The organism is Chlamydia abortus (assembly GCF_002895085.1).
In the GTDB taxonomy this organism is placed as follows: Bacteria; Chlamydiota; Chlamydiia; order Chlamydiales; family Chlamydiaceae; genus Chlamydia; species Chlamydia abortus.
In genome coordinates this window covers 778774-800327 of record NZ_CP024084.1, presented here as the reverse complement: position 1 = coordinate 800327, position 21554 = coordinate 778774, and the positions used below count along the sequence as shown (strand labels likewise).

Genomic DNA, 21554 nt, shown 5'->3' with positions numbered 1-21554 from the left:
AAGAAAATATACTCTATTTTTGAAGACTAAATCTTACATGTTTGCTCTACGAGTTTTTCTAAGTAAGAGACTAACTGTAAGCATAGTGCGCTTTCAATTTTGCAAGTATAGGAAAGCAGTTCTTTGGCGTGTGGTAATGCTGCTAACTCTGATTCCATTTCTTCTAGGTGTTCTTGTTCTTCCAAGATAATGGATTTTATTGTGACTTTGCTCCCTGCCTGTTTCAAAATAGTATGGTAGATAGAGTAGAGCTCAGCAGCACGCATTTCTATAGCAGAGGTCACAAGTACGTAGGCCGTAGTTTTCAATGTTTGTCCAGCAAGGTGGTAGCGGTTTTTAAGTATTTTACATGTCCGCAAATCTAGAAGATGTAGGTAATACTTAACGCTATAGGAACCGAGCATTTTTTCTAGGGAATAATCAAGAAAAGGTTGATCTGAGATTCTTGAGATTTGAGTTTTTAGATAAAACGCATGACGGAATTCTTCAGCGGCGTGTTTTAATACCTCTTTTTTTACTTGTGTAGGATGCTCACTAATGGAGATTTTTTTTGCTCCACAGTTTTCTAAAAATGATAGTGTATTTACCCACTTGCTATGTAACTCGTTATCCTCAACGATATGTTTCAGGACAGATGGCCAACGTGATGCGTAAGATACAAAGGTGGTTATTGTATTTGTAAGCATAGAATCTCCTGGAGGTAATGATAAATTCGATGCAGGTCTTCCTCGTGGATACAGTAGGGAGGAAGGACATAAATAGTATGGCCTAAAGGGCGTAGAATGAGGTGATTCTCTATAAAAAAGTTATAAAGGGTATCACGTAAATTGGAGAAATATCCTAAAGATTTGGTTGGATAATCTACAGCGAGTACCGTTCCTAAGACATCACAGCGTTGCCATAGCGATCCGTATTGTGATTGGAATTGCTTATGACAAGTTTCTATCATTTCACGTTGCTGTTTGCACTGAGGAGATAATGTGAGATCCAAAGATGCTAAGGCTGCAGCACACCCTAAGGGATTCCCTGTATAGGTATGGCCATGTAGAAACGCTAATCTACGATCCTTAGCTACAAAAGCTTGATAAATTTCTTCGCGTACTACAGTAACAGCCAGGGGAAGAAATCCACCTGTTAATCCTTTAGAAAGACAAAGGATATCTGGGTGAGTTTTCATGTACTCTGAAGCAAACAATGGTCCTGTGCGTCCAAACCCTGTAAGAATTTCATCGGCTATGCACAACACATCATAGTGTTTGGCGAGTGCCAAAATGGCATCTAAGCCTTCAGGATTGTACACACGCATGCCTCCTGTACCTTGTAAGATCGGCTCGTAAATAAATCCTGCAATTTCTCCTGTGGAAAATAGAGCTTTTGCTTGTTGTAAAGAGATATCTTCTTTCCCATAGTAGGGAGGATCTATAGTGTCCGCAGAGAACAATAGAGATTGGAAAGGTTGATTGATATCTGTCGGGCCTGCTATGGACATAGCTCCGAAAGTATCCCCATGGTAGCCATGTTTGAAAGACACAAAACGTGTTTTTGGTCTTCCTTGATTGTACAAGTATTGCAGTGTGATTTTTAAAGCGATTTCTATGGAACAGGCGCCATTATCAGAGAAGAAACAACGTTCTAAACCCTCCGGAAGGAGTTCTGTAAGTCTTTGAGAAAGTTCTTCAGCGGGAGTATGTGTGATATTAGAAAAAATTACATGCTCAAGTTGGTATGCTTGTTCTGAGATTTTTTGCGCAATATAGGGATGAGCGTGACCATGAAGATTACACCACCATGAAGAAATAGCGTCAAGATAAGCAGTTCCCGATTGTGTATAGAGATAAGCACCTTCTCCACGTACAATGTGGATAGGTTTGTGATCTAAACCAGGTTGAGCAAAGGGATGCCATATTTTAGATTGTTTTTTCTCATTTTTTAGATCTGTCAACATAACAGTGTGTCTCTATATTTCCAGGTTTCTTTCCATAAATTTGCGTAGTTTTGTACTGTAGCTTTGGAAATACTCTTTTCATAATTCAAACGTCCCAAAAAAGGCAGACCGGTCGTACGCAGTAACCAGTCTTCTTCTTCCTTAGGGTATTGATTGAGAATGATTCCTAAGATGCTGAGGTTTCTTGCTCGCATAGCCTCTAGTGTTAAACACGTGTGATTGATACTTCCTAAATAGGCTTTGCTCACCAGCACCCAATGGCACGGCCATTGCGCAAAAACATCACCCTGTAAAGAATCATGTGTGCAGGGGGAGAGGAATCCTCCTGAAGTTTCAATAATGAGAGAAGCATCTGTTTTTGGCAGAGTGATCGTTTCTTGATGCATAGTAATATTATCGATTTGAGCTGCTTGGTGGGCTGCTAGAGCATGAGAAAATCGGTAAGATTCTGGGTGGCAGCGGGCTCCTGAGAGTGCATGAACTATGGCACTATCAGAGTGGTTTAAGGAGCCAGATTGTATAGGCTTCCAATATTCTGCTTGAAGTAGGACCGTTAAGATGGCGCTAACGAATGTCTTGCCGACGTCTGTATCAATTCCTGCTATGATAATATGCATAAGCCTTTTTGAACTGCGTATAATTTATTCAAGAATTCTGTGATTTCACTTTGGGTATTAAACGAGTGAAGACAGATCCGTAATAATTCTTCTTTTTGTTTTACAGTGGGACTGACAATAGGACGAACATCAAAGCCAAAATCTTGCAGTGTTTTTGCTGCTTCGCGTACTTGAGTGCTTCCTGGTATACATAAGGACTGAATCGGCGTCTTGCTATTGTCTTTAAACATAGGTAACCCCATGTCTTGTGCTTTTGCTCGGAAATAAGAGATCAGTTGTTGGAGATTTTCTCTAAGGACATGCGCTTTTTCGTTATATTGATAGGCTAATTGGATCAATGCAAACGCATGGGGAGGCAGAGCCGTGGTATAAATAAAGGGACGAGAGAAATTAATGAGGTAGTCTTTAAGCAGAGCTTTTCCGGCAACTGCAGCACCGTGAATCCCTAAAGCTTTTCCAAAAGTATATACGGTTGCAGATACGTCATTTTGAAGCCCTAAAGAAGTGACGAATCCCTCCCCTATATTGCCAAAGACTCCTAGAGCATGTGCCTCATCAACAAGAAGATGCGCAGAGTATTTTTTACATAAAGCACAGATAGTTTTTAGGGGAGATACTGAACCATGAAGAGAATATACCGATTCTACGCAAACAAAGGTTTGTCCACCGTGCGGTTGTGATAAACGCTTTTCTAAATGTTGCATATCATTATGACGGAAAGGGATCCCCTGGGCTTGCGCAAGGCGAATGCCATCATGGATAGAAGCGTGGATATAGATATCGTAGATTACACGGTCTTCTTTAGAAACTAGTGCTGAAATTAATCCGAGATTGGCCATGTATCCAGAATTAAAAACTAAAGCACTTTCCATATGATGATAGTCAGCAATGTCGTGTTCTACACGATCTATTAGGAGAGATTGCCCTGTGAGGAGACGCGATCCTGTAGAACCCAGGGAATGCATACAATCCCATGCATGAGAAAATCTTTGTTTTAACTCTAAAGATTTAGCAAAGCCAAGATAATCATTAGACGTGAAATCTATAGAAGCAGAGACAGTTTTTAATGTGCGGTGAATCTTTTTCTGTTTTTGTTTTTCTAATCTTTGTTCTAACAGGTCACAGATTGGCATGGTTGCCCTCTTTCCATTGAAAATGATGGACGGTGGCGCATGCCAAGTAAATTCAACATGGCAGTGTCTGCATCCATATCGTTGTTATCTACAGTGAGGAGTTTCTCACCATAGAAAATCGAATTCGCTCCGGCAATGAAACATAGAGTTTGTTGTTCCACAGAAAGAAAAGCACGTCCTGCGGCCAGGCGTACCATGGATTGGGGAAACACAATACGTGCTGTAGCTATCGTACGTAAGATCTCCCAAAAAGATATCGATGCTTGATCGTATAGGGGAGTTCCTTTTATCGGCCAAAGCACATTGACAGGTACCGATTCTGGCATACGTTCTCGACGTGCGAGATTATGAAGCAGCTCGACACGATCTTCAACAGTCTCTCCCATGCCAATAATCCCACCACAACAAACATGAAGTCCAGATTTTTCAACGATATCCAAAGTGCGTAAACGATCTTCATATTTGCGTGTGGTAATGATTGTCTTGTAAAAACCTTCAGAAGAATCTAAGTTGTGATTATAAGCATAGAGGCCGGCTTCAAAGAGCTTTTCTGCTTGACTTGGAGTGAGCATACCAAGAGTACAACATACCTCAGCACCCATATCGGTAATGCCTTTGATCATTTCTAACGTGCGATCAAATTGATGGTTATCTTTGACTTCTCTCCAAGCAGCTCCAAGACATACGCGCGTGGCTCCAGCACGTATAGCCTGTTTTGCCCTATCCAAAACTTCTGTGATTTTCATCATTGGTTCTGGTTTAACATGTGTTTGGTAACGTGAAGACTGTGCGCAATAAGCGCAATCTTCAGTGCAACCACCTGTTTTTATCGACACAAGATAACATGTCTGTAATTCGGAGTGAGGAAAATTACTTCTTAATATAGCGTTCGCCCTATGGATTAACTCAAAAATAGGAGTGTTATATACTTCTTTAATAGCTTCTAATGACCATAATTCAGAGTGTGTTTCCATAAGTAATGCTTTCCTAGAAAAAGGTTGACAATGTAGACAAAGGGGAAAATTGTTAACATAGAATCCCTAGAAAGTCAATAACAACGGGTTTTTGGAAGTCTGTATGAATGAATAAAATACGTGTATTTCTTCGTTGAAAACTAGGTTGCCTGTGTTCAACAGAAAGTGTCGTGCTGCGGGTGGGATCCTTCCCTATCACTTTATTTGATTTAGATAGAGTGCAGCAGTTGACAGTGGGAAAACTGGAGTTAGTTCAGAGAAGAGGTAAACCCTCCATCCAAAAGTAAATTGACCCCTGAAATAAACGATGAGGATGGTGTTAGGAGAAACTCTATAGTTTTTGCTAGCTCTTCAGATTCGCAATGACGACGTAAAGGTATTTCTTCAGTCTCCTTATTATATTCTTCCGTATAGCTAGATTGATTTACCCTAGCTTTTTCTTGGATTCTACCTTTATGAAAAGGAGTGAGTACAGCTCCTGGAGAGACAACGTTTACACGAATGCCTTTAGGGCCTAATTCATAAGCCAGAGCTTTAGCATACGTTGTCCACATACGACGAATCACACAGGATAGGCTGTAAGCGGGTAGGTGTTGTACAGATGTCGTTCCTCCTATGATCACAATAGAACTTGGAGAACTCATATAGGGGAGTGTGGCTTGAATTAGAGCCGTCTGTGCGATAAAAGCTATTTGTAATGTAGATTCCCAAGATTCCGGGGATTGTAAAATGCTTCCCCAAATAGGGCGAGGTGTGGAAATGATCAGCCCTTGAATAGGGCGATTGAGCTCTTTAAGAGTTTTTTTATAATCTGCAAGATATCCGGGGAAAGAATAGTCTATAGCTAGGGTCGAAGAATTAGGGTTGTGTTCGTGTAGTCTCCGAAGCTTATCGTGTTGTCTTCCTACAAGTAGGAGATAATAATCTCGTTCGTGAAGATACAAGGCGATTGCTGAACCTAGTTGCCCCGAAGCTCCTGTCAGTATGACACACGGAGGGTTTTCCTGTGTTGTTGCTAACACAAAAGTTGAGGCAAACACAGTGAGGATGGTTATAGCATATTGGATGAGTTTTCTACTTGGTCGCATGTAATTCCTAGAACGTTAAGAGTGCAGTCAGAAGCTTGGGTTATTGGGCGTTGGGGAATAGTTTCTAAGAATTCCTGTAAGAAATATTGAGCCTGTCTTCCTCCCATTAAGGGAGGCACGTAGTCAGGATTGTCTAAGTATTTATCAAGGAATAGAGAAAGCCAAATTCCGCAAGACGTACTGTCTTGTTGTATAGGGGTTTTTATAACTTTTTTGACAATAAACGGAGACAACGCTCCATTGGCATCGGGATACACATTTCCTAATCTAGTAGCTATAGAGTTTAGTGCCGGGTCAATTAGCCGATTATTTATAAAATTCGCTAGGCTGTCAAAGAAAACAACCTCTCTTCTGTCTAAGTTTACGATGACTAGTGTCCAATGAGATATACCCGCAAAACCCCTTCGTGCTGTTGATAGCATCATGGAATTCATTTCCTCTGGATTATGCGCGCTAGGGTGGTGCCATAATGGGTAAGCGTAGATGCGGAAATTTTGACAGTCCCTATCCGCTAAATGAGGATAGTCTTGGTAATTGTTTTGGTGGTGACATTGAGTACTATCGGGGTGGTCTAAAACACTTTGCGTAGAGGAATCATACAAGTGTAAGTCTTTTAACACCACGCGCTCTATAGAAAAACAGGTGGATGGTGTATAAAGAGAGGGCACGAATAGATCCGAATGCTTCTCAGACAGCCTGATCAAATGAGTTGAGATCTCTAGATGGTCCCAGCTACTAAATAAAATTTCCGGTTTTGGACTAAATATAGACGGATCATACAGGTAAGGTGGGTAATAATATACATATTCTGCGTCATCTATACAAGAACAGCGGATATCTAAGTCCAAGAGGTTCTGTGTAGACATACAACATAGAACCAACCCTAGAGTAATAATAATACAGATAGAAGCTAGCATGACTCTAGCTAACTTACTTAAAAATGAAGCGTTATCAAAGGAGCCTGGTCCAGTAATAGGTGTTTTTTTATTTACGAAACTCACTGTTCTTGCTCCGAGAACGTAGGTATTATACGGATTGTATAATGTATCAATAGATCTTTGGTAAGTAGTTGGCGGAGAAAGAAGAAAGTTAGCCATAAAACTGTTATTTTATTTTTTTTTTTGCAAATATTGTAGTTGTTTAAAGGAAAAAAATCATTTTATTTTTTATTAACTTCTTATTATTTTACATTATCTTTGCAGACGCATAAGACTTTCTTACCCCGATATAAAAGACGGGTGTGGTGAGAATGTTAAAGAAAACTTTATAAAAATAAGAGTACATCATGATGTGTAAGGTTTGGGTAAAGGGGAGGTGCATCCCTAGGTAAATGACGCCAAAATCTACAATAAACGTGTCGATCATTTGAGAGAGCAGAGTGGAAGTATTGTTGCGTAACCAAGCTGGAGTGGTAGGAAAGCGGCATTTGAGGAAGCTAAAGGAGAGAATCTCTAGTTGCTGAGAAACTGAAAAAGAAACAAAGGACGCTATAAATACTATCGGGCTAATATCAAATAGGGTATGCCATGCATACTCTATATCTGGAGAAGATGCTGGAAGAAAAGAGACAAGATGAAGGAATACTAATGAGAAGATGTTGCCAGCAAATGCAGACAAAACCATACGCCGGGTTTTCTCAGGGCCAAAGACCTCATTAACGATATTAGAGATAACAAAGGTGGCGGGATAGAGTATCAATCCTCCAGGGATCGTGAAGTAGGAGGTAATCACAAGCCTAGAAGCTGCGACGAGATTTGATAAGATCAAAATCAATGAAAATGTGAGTGATAGGTTAAAAAGTACCCTATCTTTATGAAAAGACATGTTCGTTTAAAAAATAGATAATATCTTGATAGTATACGTCATGTGGACCACAGACAATAAAATCAAGACGTCCTTGTTCTAGAAATCCGTGCATTTTTTCTGCAACGTCATTTAATTCGCTAAAATCACGAATGATAAAGAAAGTGGTCTGTAAGGATTGTGGATTGCAGGGGCGTTGTATAATGTGTTCGGTCTTAAATGGAGAAACGAATACGTTGTTATTAAAGGTATAGGATAACTGATCTGTGGAGCTTAATATCGCAGCCCCGTAGGCTTTTCTCTTTCCCTGTGTTTCAATAAGACCATTTTCTACTGTAAACCAGAAACACCGCGAGATTGCTAGCACATTGCTGTTAAGTATTCGAGGCTGGTCTTCTATAGAGTAGATTGCTTTTGCCCGTTCTACAGCTTTTATAAAGAGCTTCCCCATAGAAGAGAAAAATTTTACAAATTCTTGATGCAATAACCATGGAACATGGCAAAATAAATCGTGAATGAGATCAGGAAGAGGCGAAAAACTGTCATTCTCCATTTTGCGTATATGTCTAGCTATAGGAAACCGTTGCTGACTTAACTCAAATAAATAGTCGTGTGGTGAGAGATAATCTTTTGCTGGGGATAATGTGAATCCTGTTTGTGACAGGATAGTGTGGTGAATGTGATCAATATCTATCACTGATCCTGCAGTTAAATGTAGAGCATCTAAGTACTCAAAAAAAACTTGGGGACAATAAGCCTCCCATAAAGCAAGTCGAGAATTTAATAGTGCATCTGCATAACTTTCAGAATGCGAAAGTAGCGCAGCGATGTGATGAGTCATGAATAAATAGAAGTTTATAGTTTAGTACCTATTTAAAAAAGCTTTCTACTTGTATAAACTATTACAGATTATAAAGAATAATTCGTGTTGAAAGAATCAAAGAGATCAAAATTCTAGGGTCCTTGAGGATTTTTGTCGAGAGAAAGCTAATCCCTTGTAGAGATATAAATAGTCGTGTTTTTTCTGCATTTTTAGAAGGTTGTATGCGTGTTGGTATTATCGGATGTTCAGGAAGAATGGGAACGTTATTGAGTTCTTTGTTGAGATCATCAAACCGTTTTACTTTAGGCCCGGGGTTCTCTAGACAAAGCCCTTATTCTTTAGACTCCGTGATAGAAAGTAATGATGTCCTTGTAGATTTTTCTTCCTCATCTTTTTCAGAGGAACTTCTTATTGCTTTGCTTTCTAACCCTAAACCCCTGATTTTTGCTACGACAAAGCCGGAGCCCTCTTACTCTGTAGATGAGAAACTACAACGTTTAGCTGCTTATGTTCCTGTTGTGGTCTGCCCAAACACAAGTCTGGGAGCCTATGTGCAAAAACGTTTGGTAGGTCTACTTGCTCGGGTATTTGATGATAGGTACGATATCCGAATTTCTGAAGTGCATCATCGAGAAAAAAAGGATCCCGTCTCCGGAACAGCTAAAGAATTAGCCTCGATTCTCTGCCATACTAAGCAAGAGGCCTGGCAACAGGAGTATAGTATCGGGTCTCGTTGTCATAGTGTAAAAAATATTGAACTGCATGTATCGCGTGTAGGGAACATTTCTGGCGAACATGAAGTCGCTTTTATTAGCGATAAAGAACACATCAGTATACACCATAAGGTCTTTTCTAGGGCAGTATTTGCCGAGGGGGCTTTAAGAATTTTAGATTGGTTAATCGATGAGTCTCCGCCCCCCGGGTGTTATGGACCTGAAGTAGGGCTAAAGGTTTCTATGTGAACGAACAGTTCTTGCTTAAAAAACAAAACGGTTATTACAATGCGGCCTCTAAGATTCTTTGATTTCTGAATAAGAAGCCTGTGTTTTGCATTATCGCCAACCTAAATTTCCTAGCGGTTTATTGGCCTGCTTTTTTATTCGTAATCAAGGATGATATAGTATGATTTCAGGAGGCAACACATGCGTGTGGCTGTTTTGGGAGCTACTGGACTTGTTGGACAAAAGTTTGTAGCTCTCTTACATAAATGGTTTCCTTGGCATATTTGTGAAGTTGTTGCCTCCGAGACAAAATGTAGTCAAACTTATGGTTCTGTATGTGTGTGGCAAGAGGCGTTAGGCCCCATGCCAGAAAGCATGAGGTACGTACCTGTCCGTAGGATTGAAGAAGTCGAGTCAGATATTGTCGTGTCTTTTGTGCCAGAGGTTGTAGCAGAATCATTAGAATCCTACTGCTTGTCTAAGGGGAAGTTGATCTTTTCTAATGCATCAGCTTATAGGATGCACCCTTCTGTTCCTATAGTTATCCCCGAGGTAAATCCGGAGCATTTTCAACTTGTGCATAAGCAACCTTTTCCAGGAAACATCATAACAAACTCGAATTGCTGTGTTTCTGGTATTGCCTTAGCCTTAGCTCCCTTAATGGAATTGAGTATAGGTCATGTACATGTTGTTACTTTGCAGTCCGTGAGTGGTGCTGGGTATCCCGGGATTTCTTCCATGGATATTTTAGGAAATACAATTCCTCACATAGTCAAGGAAGAGGAAAAGATTCTAAGAGAAACGTTAAAGATTTTAGGAAGTATTGAAAAACCTGCAGATTTTCCTATAACGGTTACTGTGCATCGTGTTCCTGTAATTTATGGGCATACATTGACCTTGCACGTAACTTTTCATCATGCTGTAGATATAGAAGACATTCTTCATATTTATCACCGTAAGAATGCAGAATTTCCCGAAACGTACCAACTTTACGATTCTCCTTGGCATCCACAGGCAAGAAAAGATCTCACAGATGATGATATGCGTGTGCATATAGGTCCCGTTACTTATGGAGGAGATGCCCGAACAATAAAGATGAATGTATTGATACATAATCTTGTCCGAGGTGCTGCGGGAGCTTTATTGATGAATATGCAGAACTACTGTTTTCAGAATTCTGGAGAATATGCATGCCCCCAGTAGTCTATAAATTTGGTGGGACGAGTTTAGGAACCGCCGAAAGTATCAGAAAGGTTTATGATATTGTTCATAAAGATACGCCGTGGTTCATTGTTGTCAGTGCTGTAGCCGGTATTACGGATCTTTTGGATATGTTTTGTTCCGTTTCTAGTGAATATCGGGAACATATCATTTTGGATATAGCAAACAAACATAATGAAATCATTCATGATCTACAACTCACCTTCTCTATAGCTCCTTGGATGGAGAAGTTACAACGTTGTATGCATAAGGAAAAAATATCCCTGCGTGATCGCGCAGAAATTCTTGCTATAGGAGAGGACATATCAGCCTCCCTATTCCATGCTTTTTGTTGTAGTCATGATTTTTCTTTAGAGTTTTTGGAAGCTAGAACCGTGATATTAACAGACGGTGAGTATAGTTGCGCAACTCCTGACATTCCGCGTATGCGTGAGAATTGGCATGCTCTCAATTTCCGAAGTGATGTTTGTTACATTACCCAGGGATTCATAGGAGCAAATGCTGCTGGGGAAACCACACTATTGGGTCGCGGGGGTAGCGATTATTCCGGAGCTTTAATTGCAGAAATGAGTCACGCCAAGGAAGTGCGTATTTATACCGATGTGAACGGTATTTATACCATGGATCCTAGAATTATTGAAGATGCTCAACTGATTCCCGAGTTGAGTTTTGAAGAAATGCAGAATCTTGCCACATTTGGTGCCAAGATTCTTTACCCACCGATGCTTTCTCCTTGTGTGCGCTCTGGCATCCCGATTTTTGTCACCTCAACTTTTGATTTATCTAAAGGGGGGACGTGGATCTATGCTATGGATAAAATTATGAGTCATGAGCCCCGTGTAAAGGCATTGTCTTTACGTCAGCATCAGCGTTTATGGTCGATAGACTGCAGCGGTTCAAGTACGGTGGGCTTCGATAAGATTTTATCTATACTAGACACCCATCATGTTCTTCCTGGATTAATCACTTCTCAAGATAGCACAGTATCCTTTACCACCGATGATGATGACGTTTCTGACGATGTGATTCGAGAGCTTTATGATCAGTTATCAAGCATTGGCACCGTGCATATGCTCTATGATCTAGCGTTAATCACAATGATCGGTTCCGGATTAGCTTCAACAAAAGTTGTAACGACTGTCACGGAAAAATTACGGCATTATCCTTCCCCAATCTTTTGCTGTTGCCAAAGCTGTATGGCATTAAGCTTAGTCGTTCCTGAAAATCTTGCAGGAAATGTTGTAGAACAACTCCATAATGATTATGTTAAGCAGAAGTTTTCTGTAGTATAACCGCTGATTACTATGAAATTACTCACAGCTTCTGTTACGCCTTTCTTACCTGATCATTCTATAGATTTCTTAAGCTTTGAAAATCTCTTGCGTTTTCAAGAGAGAGAAAGCCATGGCGTTGTTCTTCTTGGTAGTACCGGAGAAAGCCTATCCATGACAGCAAAGGAAAAAGAATCCTTAGTTTCCTATGCATGTTCTTTAAATTTGAAGGTTCCCATAATTGTTGGTGTCCCAGGAACATCACTACATGAAGCTTCAGAGTGGATCCATACATGCCAGTCGTATCCTATTTACGGTTTTTTAATCACTACCCCTATTTATACTAAGCCCGGAGTACATGGTCAGACTCTTTGGTTTGAATCTCTGTTAAACAAAGCAAACAAGCCTGCAATTCTCTACAACATTCCCTCTAGATCAGGAACAACATTATATTTGGACACAGTACGCTCTCTGGCTGCTCACCCTTTTTTCTATGGTTTGAAAGACTCCGGAGGGTCGATTAAACATTGTCAAGAATACGCACAGATGAGTTCTGACTTTGTTCTTTATTGTGGTGACGATGGCCTATGGCCACAAATGTATGAGTGTGGAGCACGGGGATTAATTTCCGTTCTATCTAATATCTGGCCAAAAGAGGCACGTGAGTGGGTTGAAGATCCTCATCACCAGTATCGTGCGGACTTGTGGCGAGAAGTTTCTTCTTGGCTGAATCAGACAACGAACCCTATTGCTATTAAAGCACTATTGGCTTACAAGCAGGTGATTGCACATAACACGTTGCGCTTGCCTTTATCCATTCAGGACTTACAATGCGCGGAATCTATACCAGAAATTATAAAAAAAATGGCGCAATGGAAATACTCATGTGCTCACGTCTAGCTCTTAGTGAAAAAGCACTCATTTTCAGTGATTTATATAGCAGAAAATCATGACTCTTTCTTGTTGATTTTAAATAACTTGTGTTGCATTTTTTCTGCTTGCTATTGCTTTCCCTCTAAATTGATTACGGATGCATCGATACACTAAAGTCCCTCTACTCCCTATTCAAGCTGTGCAACGGATATGCCCATTGAAAATAGAGCATAGTCTGGTAACTTGCAAATCAGGTTTTTTGTATTTCATTTTAGAAATGCTCAAATTCGGTCGACTGAGTAAGTTGTTATTTAGAACAGGACTTATGCGGATGTGTGCTTTCGTTTATCACTCTATGCTGATGTTTATGACAGTGGTGTACATATCGATTTCTTGTGTTCTACATATTTTATGTATGTGTAGTCCTCTAGAGGCAAAAGAGTAAAAGCAGAGAAAATATAGTAATTTAGAAATGAGTTAAGAAGCTGTTCTTAATCGTTTTACCTATAAGGTAGATGGATGCATTCATATTCGTGTGAACTTCTGTGGTTGTATTTGTAATAAATTGCGGGTTGGCTTTTTCGTTTTTTATTCCCTATGCTGCGCGTTGACTTAGAGTGAATGAGTTCAGATTAAAGAAGAATAAGAGTAGGTATGATTAAAAGATTGTTTATTTATAGTTTAGCCTTCACGTTTTGTCCTATAGTATCCTACAGTCATACAACCACTGAAGATGTAGAGACGATTAGGGAAAAATCTGTTGAACATCAGAACTCTAGTATAGATAGCTGTTTTGATTCTATGACTGATGAGGAGAGAGAAACTCTAGCCAGTCAGCTCGATTCTTTATTTCAAGTATTGGTAGAAGAGAGCCAAGATTTATACCACGATCTCGTTCTTATATGTAAAAACGAAAATATAGAATTAGAAAATAGTCAACAAGCTGTAGAACTCATCAAAGAGTTGCCCTCAGGTAAGAGAATTCTACAAGCATGTAGCGATATTTTTTCCTCCTTACGTGTGCCTGCTGACGATTTGAATAGAGAAGACCTTTCGTTTGATTCTTTATTACAAAAGCTTGATCAGATAGCTCATGTTTGGCACGCCTATCGACATTCCAAAGATATAGAATATGCGTACAAAGATCTCGAAATGCGAGAAAAAGAATTAGAATTTAAAAAAGATCTCTTTTCTTGGCAGAAAGAAAAAGCAGATAGAGAACTCGCATGGAAACGCGAAAGATACGCTAGAGAGATAGTAACGCATAAAAGATAATGCATACCACAGTTTGATAAATTTATAAGAGTTTTTGGATTTTCGCTCAGATATGTATTCTATAGCTTAAAAAGCTCTAAATCAAATAGTTAGAATAGATCAAAGCTTTGCACCAATTTTACAGATGCGAATTTCTATAACATGACGCTTATAAAGTTCTTTTGTCTTCATTATCTCTTAAAAAATGCGGTTCTATGTGTACGGAAGACTACGCCATAAACATAGCCGCATTTCTAGGTTTGATTTACAGAATAAAGTGAGAATCTCAGTACAGAAGAAAGCTGGAGAAGACGACGATTTCTTTCTCTGCACCTAAGTTTATGAATACCTATTACTCTATATTGTAGTTGAATGTTGTTATGGTTGTGACTGTCAGTCTTGATGGAAGATCAAGTATAGAAAATATCAGTTTAGCAGATTCTCCCCCACCTGTGAGTAATGCTGAGGCATCCTCGTCTCAACAGACTGCTGAACGCATACATTGTTTGACGTTTGGAGAACCTGACGTTTTTATAGGGGGAGATGTAGATGTTTTTGAAGCTGTGAGTATTTTTGATCCAAATGCAGAGATACCAAGAGCTCATGAGGTGTGTGTTACCTACGTTAATGGGAGTGCTCAAACTTTACTAGAAGCTCAAGGTGAGTCCTTGTACCTTAGTGAGGTCCGTGGTGAACCTGTACGTCTGTTGTATAATTCTGGACGGGGGGGGGGGTTTTGCTCTCGATTATTACGAAGACCTAGTGTTACCTCTTCTAGTCCCATATGTCAGGCATTGCTCGACTCCTTGGAACACTTCTTCTCTCATCCTGACAACGAGAATAAACATCATATAATCATATTTTATGGTGATGGCGGGGCTATAGTTGAGGAGGTATTGCATCACACGCCTTATGGTGAGCGGGTGAAGGTCATTGGGATTGCTCCTACAGTATATGTTACAGGAAGTAACGCTGCCCATTTTAGAGTGTCAGGAGATGTGACTACACTGTTTGACTGGAGCGGATTTACCCGTTCTGAAGTCACAACTCTGGCTTATTCTTCAGGAGCTGAGGGATTGTTTTTCCCAAGTGTGCGTTGTCCTAGCTTTATTTGGGCGTTACGTACAGGACAACATGCTCCTTCCTGTGAATTAAGCTCAGAAAGCACGCCTCAACAGGCTTCTAACGAGATTTCTTTGGTGGAAATTGGTCGTGGTCCTGGGGCTTTTGAAAGACTAGCCGAGTTATTGCGATTGGGAGACACATCTGCTGAGGCAGAGTTTAATTTTAGTCCAACCTCAAGGACGGATATTCTTTTATCAAGTATATTCTGTATATTTAGAGTTAGTGGTCTACTGCAAGAGTACATCATCGTTTCTGTGACATACCCTCCTGATGTTTACGTTTCTTACATAATCATTTTTGGCTATACTGTGAATCTCTTGCGTTACTTTCTTTTGTTGTTGACCAATCGTCGTGCTCTTCGCGATATGTATAGGTCATTACGTATTTTTGCTCATGGATTGACACCTCTGATTTTCCTCATCACTGTTTTGGATAATCTCAATTGTGTAAGAAGGTACGGCAACCCATTCCCGATTTTACGAGCTGTATTTATAGTAGCATCCACATTAAGTGGTAGCGTTATCTTTATGGAGGTATTGAGACATTGCGGCCGAGGATTACGAGGACGTATCCAAACTAGTATTTTACGAGGATTGACAGGCTCGTCTCAAGAATCTAGAACCATTGTGCGCTCTGTAGATGGGGGCAGAATCGGTGCTGTGCAGGCGATCATGGGGGTAGCTCATGGAATATTTTTATCTATTACTGTTGGGATTCTTAATAATATAGTTATACAGATCCCTAGCACATTAGGAAGAAATAATACAACAGATGCAAATGATACGGGATTGTATTCTAATTATTTACACAATGCTTCTTTAGCATGGCAGACAGGGGATGTTTTAGCAGTATCACAGACAATCAGCTTATTTATATGCTTGATTGTGTTCATCGCTAATATCATTGTTATGGTGAATTTGGTCAGAGGAAATCGACGCCGCTAAAAAACAAAAGCTGCATAGTCTTTTTTTTTTTTAAAGTTAAGATAAACTGTGCTTTGCAAAATCTAAAGAAGATGATGGTTATGGCGACAGCAATTCCTACAGGTTTCTGTTTGCAAAATCAGGAATCAATCAATCTATGGGAAGAGTTTCCTTTGGCTGAGAGAGTGTGCATAATACTTTCTATTGTGTTTGTTATTTTTGGCGTGATTTGTAGTGTAATAGGTATGGTCCTTAGTTCTATAACCACAGGTGTTATAGGTTTTAGTCTCTACATTATTAGTATCTTTTTCCTTTTGCGTGGAGTCGTTATTTACAATCACTTTGCTTTGAACTACTTAGTCTACGGCTCGTTAGATACAAATTATCGTTTAAGTGAAGTTTGGGGGAATGTCTACGAAAATCTCCCAGAGACTTGTCTATGATGAAAACATCGGATTGTAAATGCGCAAATCAGCTTCCTCAGACAGGTGCCTGAGTTTCTAGCTACCCTGTCTGAGGAGTCATGATTTTCTTTACCTTCCCTAGAAAGGTTAACACCTCGATTTCAGAAGAATCTGGTTTTTCTTACTCTCACTACCCACAGAATATGCAATTAGAGAAAAAGGTCGTTAGGTAAATCTGTCCTCTAGCTTTCTAATAGACAATCTGCAGTTTCTCTCGGCGTAAATATTACGGATACCATCGGTGAATACTTTCTTGTCGAAGAGTTGGCGAAGGAGTTAATGGCGGAGCATCTGGTAGGGGGGAGGAGGTCATGCCAAATGTATAGCTATTTTCACCGTCATGCGGAGATAAGTGTTGTGGAGAGGCGCCTGGCGAGGGAGTTAATGGGGGAGCATCTGTTAAGGGAGCGGAGTTCACGTCAAGTGTGCGGCTATTTTCACCGTCATAAGGGGAAGGTGATAAGAAGTCTGGGGAGAAGCCTGCTGTCGGAGTTCGTGGCGGAGCTTCTTTTAAGGGAGAGGGGTTTAGAATAGCCGAAGATATGGCGAGTAGCTTTGCAGCTGTATAGGGTGATATCCCTTCCTCTTGTTCTCTTACAGAAGCATCGAAGTTTTCTTCTTGAATAGTAGATGAACTTAGTTGATCTACCCTTGGTCGACGCCATGGATCGCTGTTTTTGCTGATTCTAGGGAATTCTATGGGTTTGGTTTCTGAAACTCCGTCCCCGTCTTTGTTTAATGTTATTTTCCCTAAGACTTGTTCTCGGAAGATATTCGATGTAAGTATAATGACGTTCCTTTCGTCTTCTGAAAAGATAGCTTCTGGTTTTACGTCTTTAGTATAGGGGTGCATATCCCTCGCGACCAAGGAAATAAGGATAATGATTTGTAATAATACACTATCCGTTACGTAGATTTCCTCACCATTATTCAAAGTCTCTTTTTCAATTAGAATATCAATATCTCTGAAACGGCGATGTTTGAGTGTCGCTCCCAGGGTATATGCTACACTTAAAGCAAGAACGCTAGCTTGATTTTCGTCGAGCAAAAAGCTTCCTTTACTTGGGTCGCTTGTTCTGTAACAACGGATTGTTCTAGCGTAATTCAAACATTTTGCATAGCAAAATGGAGATTTATGGCCGTCTGGGGTTTTTATCCAAATTTTTTGAGCATCCTTAGGGTTTGTATCTGTCGGAGCTACATGCCAAAGGTCTAAAATTACTCCACACCTATCTTCAAAAATATTGTATAGGCGAACCTTCTCCGCTATAAATAGCATGTCTTTTGTTCTTTTGCTAACACGAGAAGCTTGTCTATCTGACTCTTCTATTGAAGTAGGGCAGAATCGTTGCATTTTTTGTTTTGTTGCTCCTGGTATTATGGGGAGGCAACGTTTTACAGCGGCACGCACATCCGATTTTAACAAAGAAAGAGCTGCACAAGCGGTACCGTGGATTTGAGAGTATTCCTCTACGTCAAGATAAAAATTATCAGCACTACTTCGAACACGTGAGGAGCTTGTAGGATGCGTTAAATAGCCTGTGCTTGGTGGAGGCGCATGCTTTTCTAAAAAGCCCTCGAGCCGGCGAGATAATTTAATAACTTTTTGCGCGCTAGGATCTAAATTATTTTGATTTTGCTGTGAAACTGTTGTCTGCGATTGTGATGTATTACAGACTGAACTTAAAGATAACATATAGACTACTCCCAAAGAAAACCCAATAGGACACCTAAAAATGTCTCTTAATTATATAAAAATGCTTTTATAGTTAATTTTTAAAAATGTTCTGGACTATTTTAATATAAATTATAATTAAATATCATCATTTTTTATTATTAATATAATTTGTAATTAGTTAATTTTTCTTTTCTTTTCTTATTCATCATGTGTTTGCGAATTCACAAATTGACAAGAGAGGAGCGAAACTTCAAAATAACTACGCAACCATATCCATTAGAGTTAGGAGAAGAATATGGGTTATAGCTTAGCTACAAAGTTCCATGTGTTAAGGATTTTGAACAGTCCAATAGTAAAAATGTTGGAGGGATCGCTTTTCCTCGCCTTGCTAGCGAAAATTGCCCTACCCCTACCCTTCACTCCTATTCTAGTCACTTTCCAGACATTGGGGATTTTCTGTATTGGTGTTGCATGCTCCCCGTGGATAGCTGTCGGTAGCGTTCTCGCTTATCTTATGGAAGGGATGTTTTTGCCAGTATTTTATGGCTCGGGGTGCGGCTTAACCGCGTTTTACGGCCCAACAGCAGGATATCTTTACGCTTTTCCTATAGCGGTTCTATTTATCTCAGCGCTCTATCGTCGATTTGCATCTCCCAGTGGATACGTCTTGGCCTCTATCCTTACTGCGGCAGCCCTTATAATACTAGTCATGGGATCTCTCTGGCTTTCCTACTATTTTTATATGATGTCGATCACCGAATCCATAGATCTTGTCAGGGGTTTCCAATTAGGCGCGGCGCCATTTATTGTCGGAGAAGCCTTAAAAATTCTTCTCGTCGTTCAAGGCAAGTCTGCAATGCAATTTTTTCAAAAGCACTATTTTAGTTAAAATTTTTTAACGTTTCTTCCGCTTGCACTTCAGAGGTTAGACGTCCGCTTTTATTGAAGTTGATGGGGTACATGCTTGAAAATCGTTTCACTAGGTAGGCTTTTGCTAAGAGTTATTTACTATAATCCCGATGGTAATAACTTTGCATGAGAGGAGAGTTACTCCACTCCATATAGGCTTACCTAAGGTGATACATTAGGTCCGTTCCAAGAGCTTCTAGACAATACCCAGCTGTTCCCGGGTTTTAAAACAGGTGTCTTTATATGTTAGAAGCCGAGCATCCGTAGCGTCTTCATAAGTCAAATACTATAATGAAGCTGCTACTTCGTTGCTCAATGATTAGATTGCAGAAAGATTTAAACAAAGACAATTGTGCATAGGAAAGAGAGCTTGGGGCAGACAGGATTCGAACCTGTGACCAACGGGTTATGAGTCCGTGGCTCTAACCGCTGAGCTACTGCCCCATGATTAAGAGAACGAATGTTAGCATATAAGCTTCTGACAAGCAAGTGATATCCATCTCTAATCTGAAGATTTGAGATACTGCACAGAAATTTGTTTCATCCGCATGTACAGAGACTCTCCTCCGTTCACTCTTCCAAAAGATAAGTATGGACTAAGTTGATCAAAAAATACCGGCTTACAGGTGAGTATGGTCACCGGAGTCTCCCCAGAATACACTTCAGCAAATAATGCCGCGATTCCAGAAGAAATCAAAGCGTCCGTATGCGTAAAAAAGAATAAACGTCCCTCTTGATATACTTCATAAAGATACAAATCACTCTGACAACCTAATACAAGGTTCTCCCTTGCCATTTTACTTTTATCAAAGTTCTTAGGTTGTGATCCGAAATCCAAAAGAGTGTTATATAACACGTCTTTATGAAATTTTTCGGGAAACAAAGTCTGTACAATGCGGTGCTGTTTTTTCAAGCATCCAGCATGTTGTAGGGGACATACGGAGGGATTCAAAACTATTCCTCAACAACACGATTAGGCTCTTGTCTTAGATGGGTTAGAGTTTGTGATAGAGATAAAATTCTTTGATTCGCAGAGGCAATAACAAAATCAGGATCACTAAAATGTAAATGATCCCTAAATTGTGTTTTGGGCGCATCAAATACATAGGGTAATGGCATATTCATTTGCAGTTGCAAGGTATGCAACGTATTCGTCATTTGAGGATTATTTTGCTGGGCAGCAATTTCAGAAATTTGCTTCTGAATAATCATTTGATTTTTAATTAATTGGTACTGATTAATCGCTTTCTGAATGTGCGCCACCTTTTTATCAAAAGCTTGCCGATCCGCAACATAATTGTCGTCATCGCCTAAGCGGAGACCATAGGAAATGAGAATGCTGATCTGGTTGCCTATGCACGCACCAATCGTAAATCCAACAGCCTCAGGAATAGCGTAAATTAGAGAAGAAATAGAAGCAATGATTGTTGCTAAAAGAATTTGGCGAGTGCCATTGGGATCAAGCTGCTGTAACCCATAATTCATCAGATTCCATAGGCTGTTTGTGTTTTTATATTTATTTTTCCTATCCAAAACATTGGCAGTGAAAATACCAAAAAGAACACCAACACCTAATCCTATACCCAGCCAAATCGTTAATGTTACCGCCATAGTATGATGACAGGCTAATATTAATGCCCAAGCCAGGATATACAATAAAATATATTTCCAGTTATCCCTGAAAAACGTACTAATTTTTTCCCCTACAGATCGGGCATGGTCCATGCATGTTCTTGGAGCCGGTCGGTAAGGCAGAATATTCATCAAAGAGAGAGGAGGGCGAGAAGATATAGTTATTCCCTTAAGTTCGCTACTAGGTGGCTGTGGGCTCTCTACATTCGTGTTCACAGACTCACTATCGGATCCACCGTGATCTTGTACGGCCGTCATGCTCTCCAAACTACTAGGATGAGGAGTGCTGAAAGTAACAGAAGATATCATTCTATTTTATTAAAAATAACTAAACTAATGCATTGTAAAGTAAATTGATTTTAATTGTAAATGTCGTAGTAATTTTTCCCACTGATTCTTAAAGCAATCAATAATTTTTTTATGATATTTAGGCTATCTATGAAAGGGATTTGACTTTTTCTACATACCGAATATAATGCTGCTGCATTTATGGATAGAGCGGAAAGGGATAAGCTCTATTCTTTAAAAAGACCAAATCTGCCCGTCTGGCCAGTCTTTAATTGAGATGCCTTTGGCCGAGAGGATTTTGTTTAAGGATAATTAATACATGGCAAAAAAAGAAGACACTATCGTGCTTGAGGGTAGAGTGAAAGAGCTCCTTCCCGGGATGCATTTCAAAATATTACTAGAAAATGGCATGCCGGTCACCGCTCATTTATGTGGTAAAATGCGTATGAGCAATATCCGTTTGCTTGTTGGAGATCGAGTCACTGTTGAAATGTCAGCCTATGACCTAACAAAAGCTAGAGTTGTATACAGGCATCGTTAATTATTTTCTATTGATGTTTTAAAATAAGTGACATAGACTAGGCAATTCTCT

20 protein-coding genes, 1 tRNA gene and 1 pseudogene are annotated in these 21554 nt (G+C 39.8%); 9 read left to right on the top strand and 13 right to left on the bottom strand.

The features are described from left to right. Positions 1 to 26 precede the first annotated feature (26 nt). The 9 genes from CHAB577_RS03635 to CHAB577_RS03595 all read right to left on the bottom strand — a co-directional run bounded on the left by CHAB577_RS03635 (position 27) and on the right by CHAB577_RS03595 (position 8401). Positions 27 to 686 carry a hypothetical protein gene (locus tag CHAB577_RS03635; RefSeq protein ID WP_011097265.1) on the bottom strand — a complete coding sequence of 220 codons (660 nt, stop codon included), beginning with the start codon at positions 684 to 686 and terminating at the stop codon, positions 27 to 29. Beyond that, positions 668 to 1945, bottom strand: a complete 1278-nt coding sequence (gene bioA, locus CHAB577_RS03630; protein ID WP_011097264.1) for an adenosylmethionine--8-amino-7-oxononanoate transaminase — start codon at positions 1943 to 1945, stop codon at positions 668 to 670. Before bioA ends, CHAB577_RS03635 begins: the two co-directional genes overlap by 19 nt. Next, the gene (gene bioD, locus CHAB577_RS03625) at positions 1939 to 2562 is read right to left on the bottom strand and encodes a dethiobiotin synthase (RefSeq protein WP_011097263.1); all 624 of its coding nucleotides are present in this window, start codon (positions 2560 to 2562) and stop codon (positions 1939 to 1941) included. The genes bioA and bioD overlap by 7 nt, the downstream gene beginning before the upstream one ends. Next, positions 2547 to 3695, bottom strand: coding sequence for an aminotransferase class I/II-fold pyridoxal phosphate-dependent enzyme (locus CHAB577_RS03620; RefSeq protein WP_045071929.1), 1149 nt, complete (start codon positions 3693 to 3695; stop codon positions 2547 to 2549). The genes bioD and CHAB577_RS03620 overlap by 16 nt, the downstream gene beginning before the upstream one ends. After that, positions 3674 to 4669, bottom strand: a complete 996-nt coding sequence (gene bioB, locus CHAB577_RS03615; RefSeq protein WP_011097261.1) for a biotin synthase BioB — start codon at positions 4667 to 4669, stop codon at positions 3674 to 3676. Before bioB ends, CHAB577_RS03620 begins: the two co-directional genes overlap by 22 nt. Positions 4670 to 4917: 248 nt before the next feature. Then, positions 4918 to 5757 (bottom strand): SDR family oxidoreductase, encoded by an 840-nt coding sequence (locus CHAB577_RS03610; protein WP_041461340.1) that lies wholly within the window; start codon positions 5755 to 5757, stop codon positions 4918 to 4920. Continuing rightward, on the bottom strand, positions 5721 to 6854 hold the full coding sequence (locus tag CHAB577_RS03605) for a Ulp1 family isopeptidase (protein ID WP_086393214.1): 1134 nt from the start codon (positions 6852 to 6854) through the stop codon (positions 5721 to 5723). Before CHAB577_RS03605 ends, CHAB577_RS03610 begins: the two co-directional genes overlap by 37 nt. An 88-nt stretch (positions 6855 to 6942) precedes the next feature. Continuing rightward, positions 6943 to 7581 (bottom strand): queuosine precursor transporter, encoded by a 639-nt coding sequence (locus tag CHAB577_RS03600; RefSeq protein WP_011097258.1) that lies wholly within the window; start codon positions 7579 to 7581, stop codon positions 6943 to 6945. After that, positions 7568 to 8401, bottom strand: a complete 834-nt coding sequence (locus tag CHAB577_RS03595; RefSeq protein ID WP_011097257.1) for a phenylalanine 4-monooxygenase — start codon at positions 8399 to 8401, stop codon at positions 7568 to 7570. The genes CHAB577_RS03600 and CHAB577_RS03595 overlap by 14 nt, the downstream gene beginning before the upstream one ends. Before the next feature lie 203 nt (positions 8402 to 8604). Between CHAB577_RS03595 and CHAB577_RS03590 the strand changes: the two genes are divergently transcribed. The 7 genes and pseudogenes from CHAB577_RS03590 to CHAB577_RS03555 all read left to right on the top strand — a co-directional run bounded on the left by CHAB577_RS03590 (position 8605) and on the right by CHAB577_RS03555 (position 16453). Further along, the gene (locus CHAB577_RS03590; RefSeq protein WP_011097256.1) at positions 8605 to 9345 is read left to right on the top strand and encodes a 4-hydroxy-tetrahydrodipicolinate reductase; all 741 of its coding nucleotides are present in this window, start codon (positions 8605 to 8607) and stop codon (positions 9343 to 9345) included. Positions 9346 to 9525: 180 nt separating this feature from the next. Beyond that, positions 9526 to 10527 (top strand): aspartate-semialdehyde dehydrogenase, encoded by a 1002-nt coding sequence (asd, locus tag CHAB577_RS03585; RefSeq protein ID WP_011097255.1) that lies wholly within the window; start codon positions 9526 to 9528, stop codon positions 10525 to 10527. Beyond that, complete coding sequence (locus tag CHAB577_RS03580) at positions 10515 to 11837, top strand: aspartate kinase (RefSeq protein ID WP_011097254.1); 1323 nt, start codon at positions 10515 to 10517, stop codon at positions 11835 to 11837. Before asd ends, CHAB577_RS03580 begins: the two co-directional genes overlap by 13 nt. A 12-nt stretch (positions 11838 to 11849) precedes the next feature. Next, positions 11850 to 12716 (top strand): 4-hydroxy-tetrahydrodipicolinate synthase, encoded by an 867-nt coding sequence (gene dapA / locus CHAB577_RS03575; RefSeq protein ID WP_006344292.1) that lies wholly within the window; start codon positions 11850 to 11852, stop codon positions 12714 to 12716. Positions 12717 to 13343: 627 nt separating this feature from the next. Then, complete coding sequence (locus tag CHAB577_RS03565) at positions 13344 to 13964, top strand: hypothetical protein (RefSeq protein WP_173024162.1); 621 nt, start codon at positions 13344 to 13346, stop codon at positions 13962 to 13964. Between the two features lie 359 nt (positions 13965 to 14323). Further along, entirely contained in the window at positions 14324 to 16012 is a 1689-nt protein-coding gene (locus CHAB577_RS03560) for a DUF687 domain-containing protein (RefSeq protein WP_041461339.1), read from the top strand. Between the two features lie 80 nt (positions 16013 to 16092). After that, a pseudogene (locus CHAB577_RS03555) lies at positions 16093 to 16453 on the top strand (hypothetical protein). A gap of 228 nt (positions 16454 to 16681) precedes the next feature. Here the strand turns inward: CHAB577_RS03555 and CHAB577_RS03550 are convergent. Continuing rightward, positions 16682 to 18151, bottom strand: a complete 1470-nt coding sequence (locus CHAB577_RS03550; protein ID WP_011097250.1) for a hypothetical protein — start codon at positions 18149 to 18151, stop codon at positions 16682 to 16684. Positions 18152 to 18428: 277 nt separating this feature from the next. Here CHAB577_RS03550 and CHAB577_RS03545 point away from each other — a divergent pair, with 277 nt between their 5' ends. After that, positions 18429 to 19022 carry a biotin transporter BioY gene (locus CHAB577_RS03545; protein ID WP_011097249.1) on the top strand — a complete coding sequence of 198 codons (594 nt, stop codon included), beginning with the start codon at positions 18429 to 18431 and terminating at the stop codon, positions 19020 to 19022. 391 nt (positions 19023 to 19413) lie between these two features. Here the strand turns inward: CHAB577_RS03545 and CHAB577_RS03540 are convergent. From CHAB577_RS03540 to CHAB577_RS03530, 3 genes are all read right to left on the bottom strand, one after another. Then, positions 19414 to 19486, bottom strand: a tRNA-Ile gene (locus CHAB577_RS03540). Positions 19487 to 19544: 58 nt separating this feature from the next. Continuing rightward, complete coding sequence (locus CHAB577_RS03535; protein ID WP_006344285.1) at positions 19545 to 19994, bottom strand: SufE family protein; 450 nt, start codon at positions 19992 to 19994, stop codon at positions 19545 to 19547. A 2-nt stretch (positions 19995 to 19996) separates the two neighbouring features. After that, positions 19997 to 20983, bottom strand: coding sequence for a hypothetical protein (locus CHAB577_RS03530; RefSeq protein ID WP_006344284.1), 987 nt, complete (start codon positions 20981 to 20983; stop codon positions 19997 to 19999). Between the two features lie 298 nt (positions 20984 to 21281). On the opposite strand from CHAB577_RS03530, the gene infA reads away from it, so the two are divergent. Continuing rightward, positions 21282 to 21503: a translation initiation factor IF-1 gene (gene infA, locus CHAB577_RS03525; RefSeq protein WP_011097248.1), complete on the top strand. Its 222-nt coding sequence runs from the start codon at positions 21282 to 21284 to the stop codon at positions 21501 to 21503. Positions 21504 to 21554: the final 51 nt, after the last annotated feature.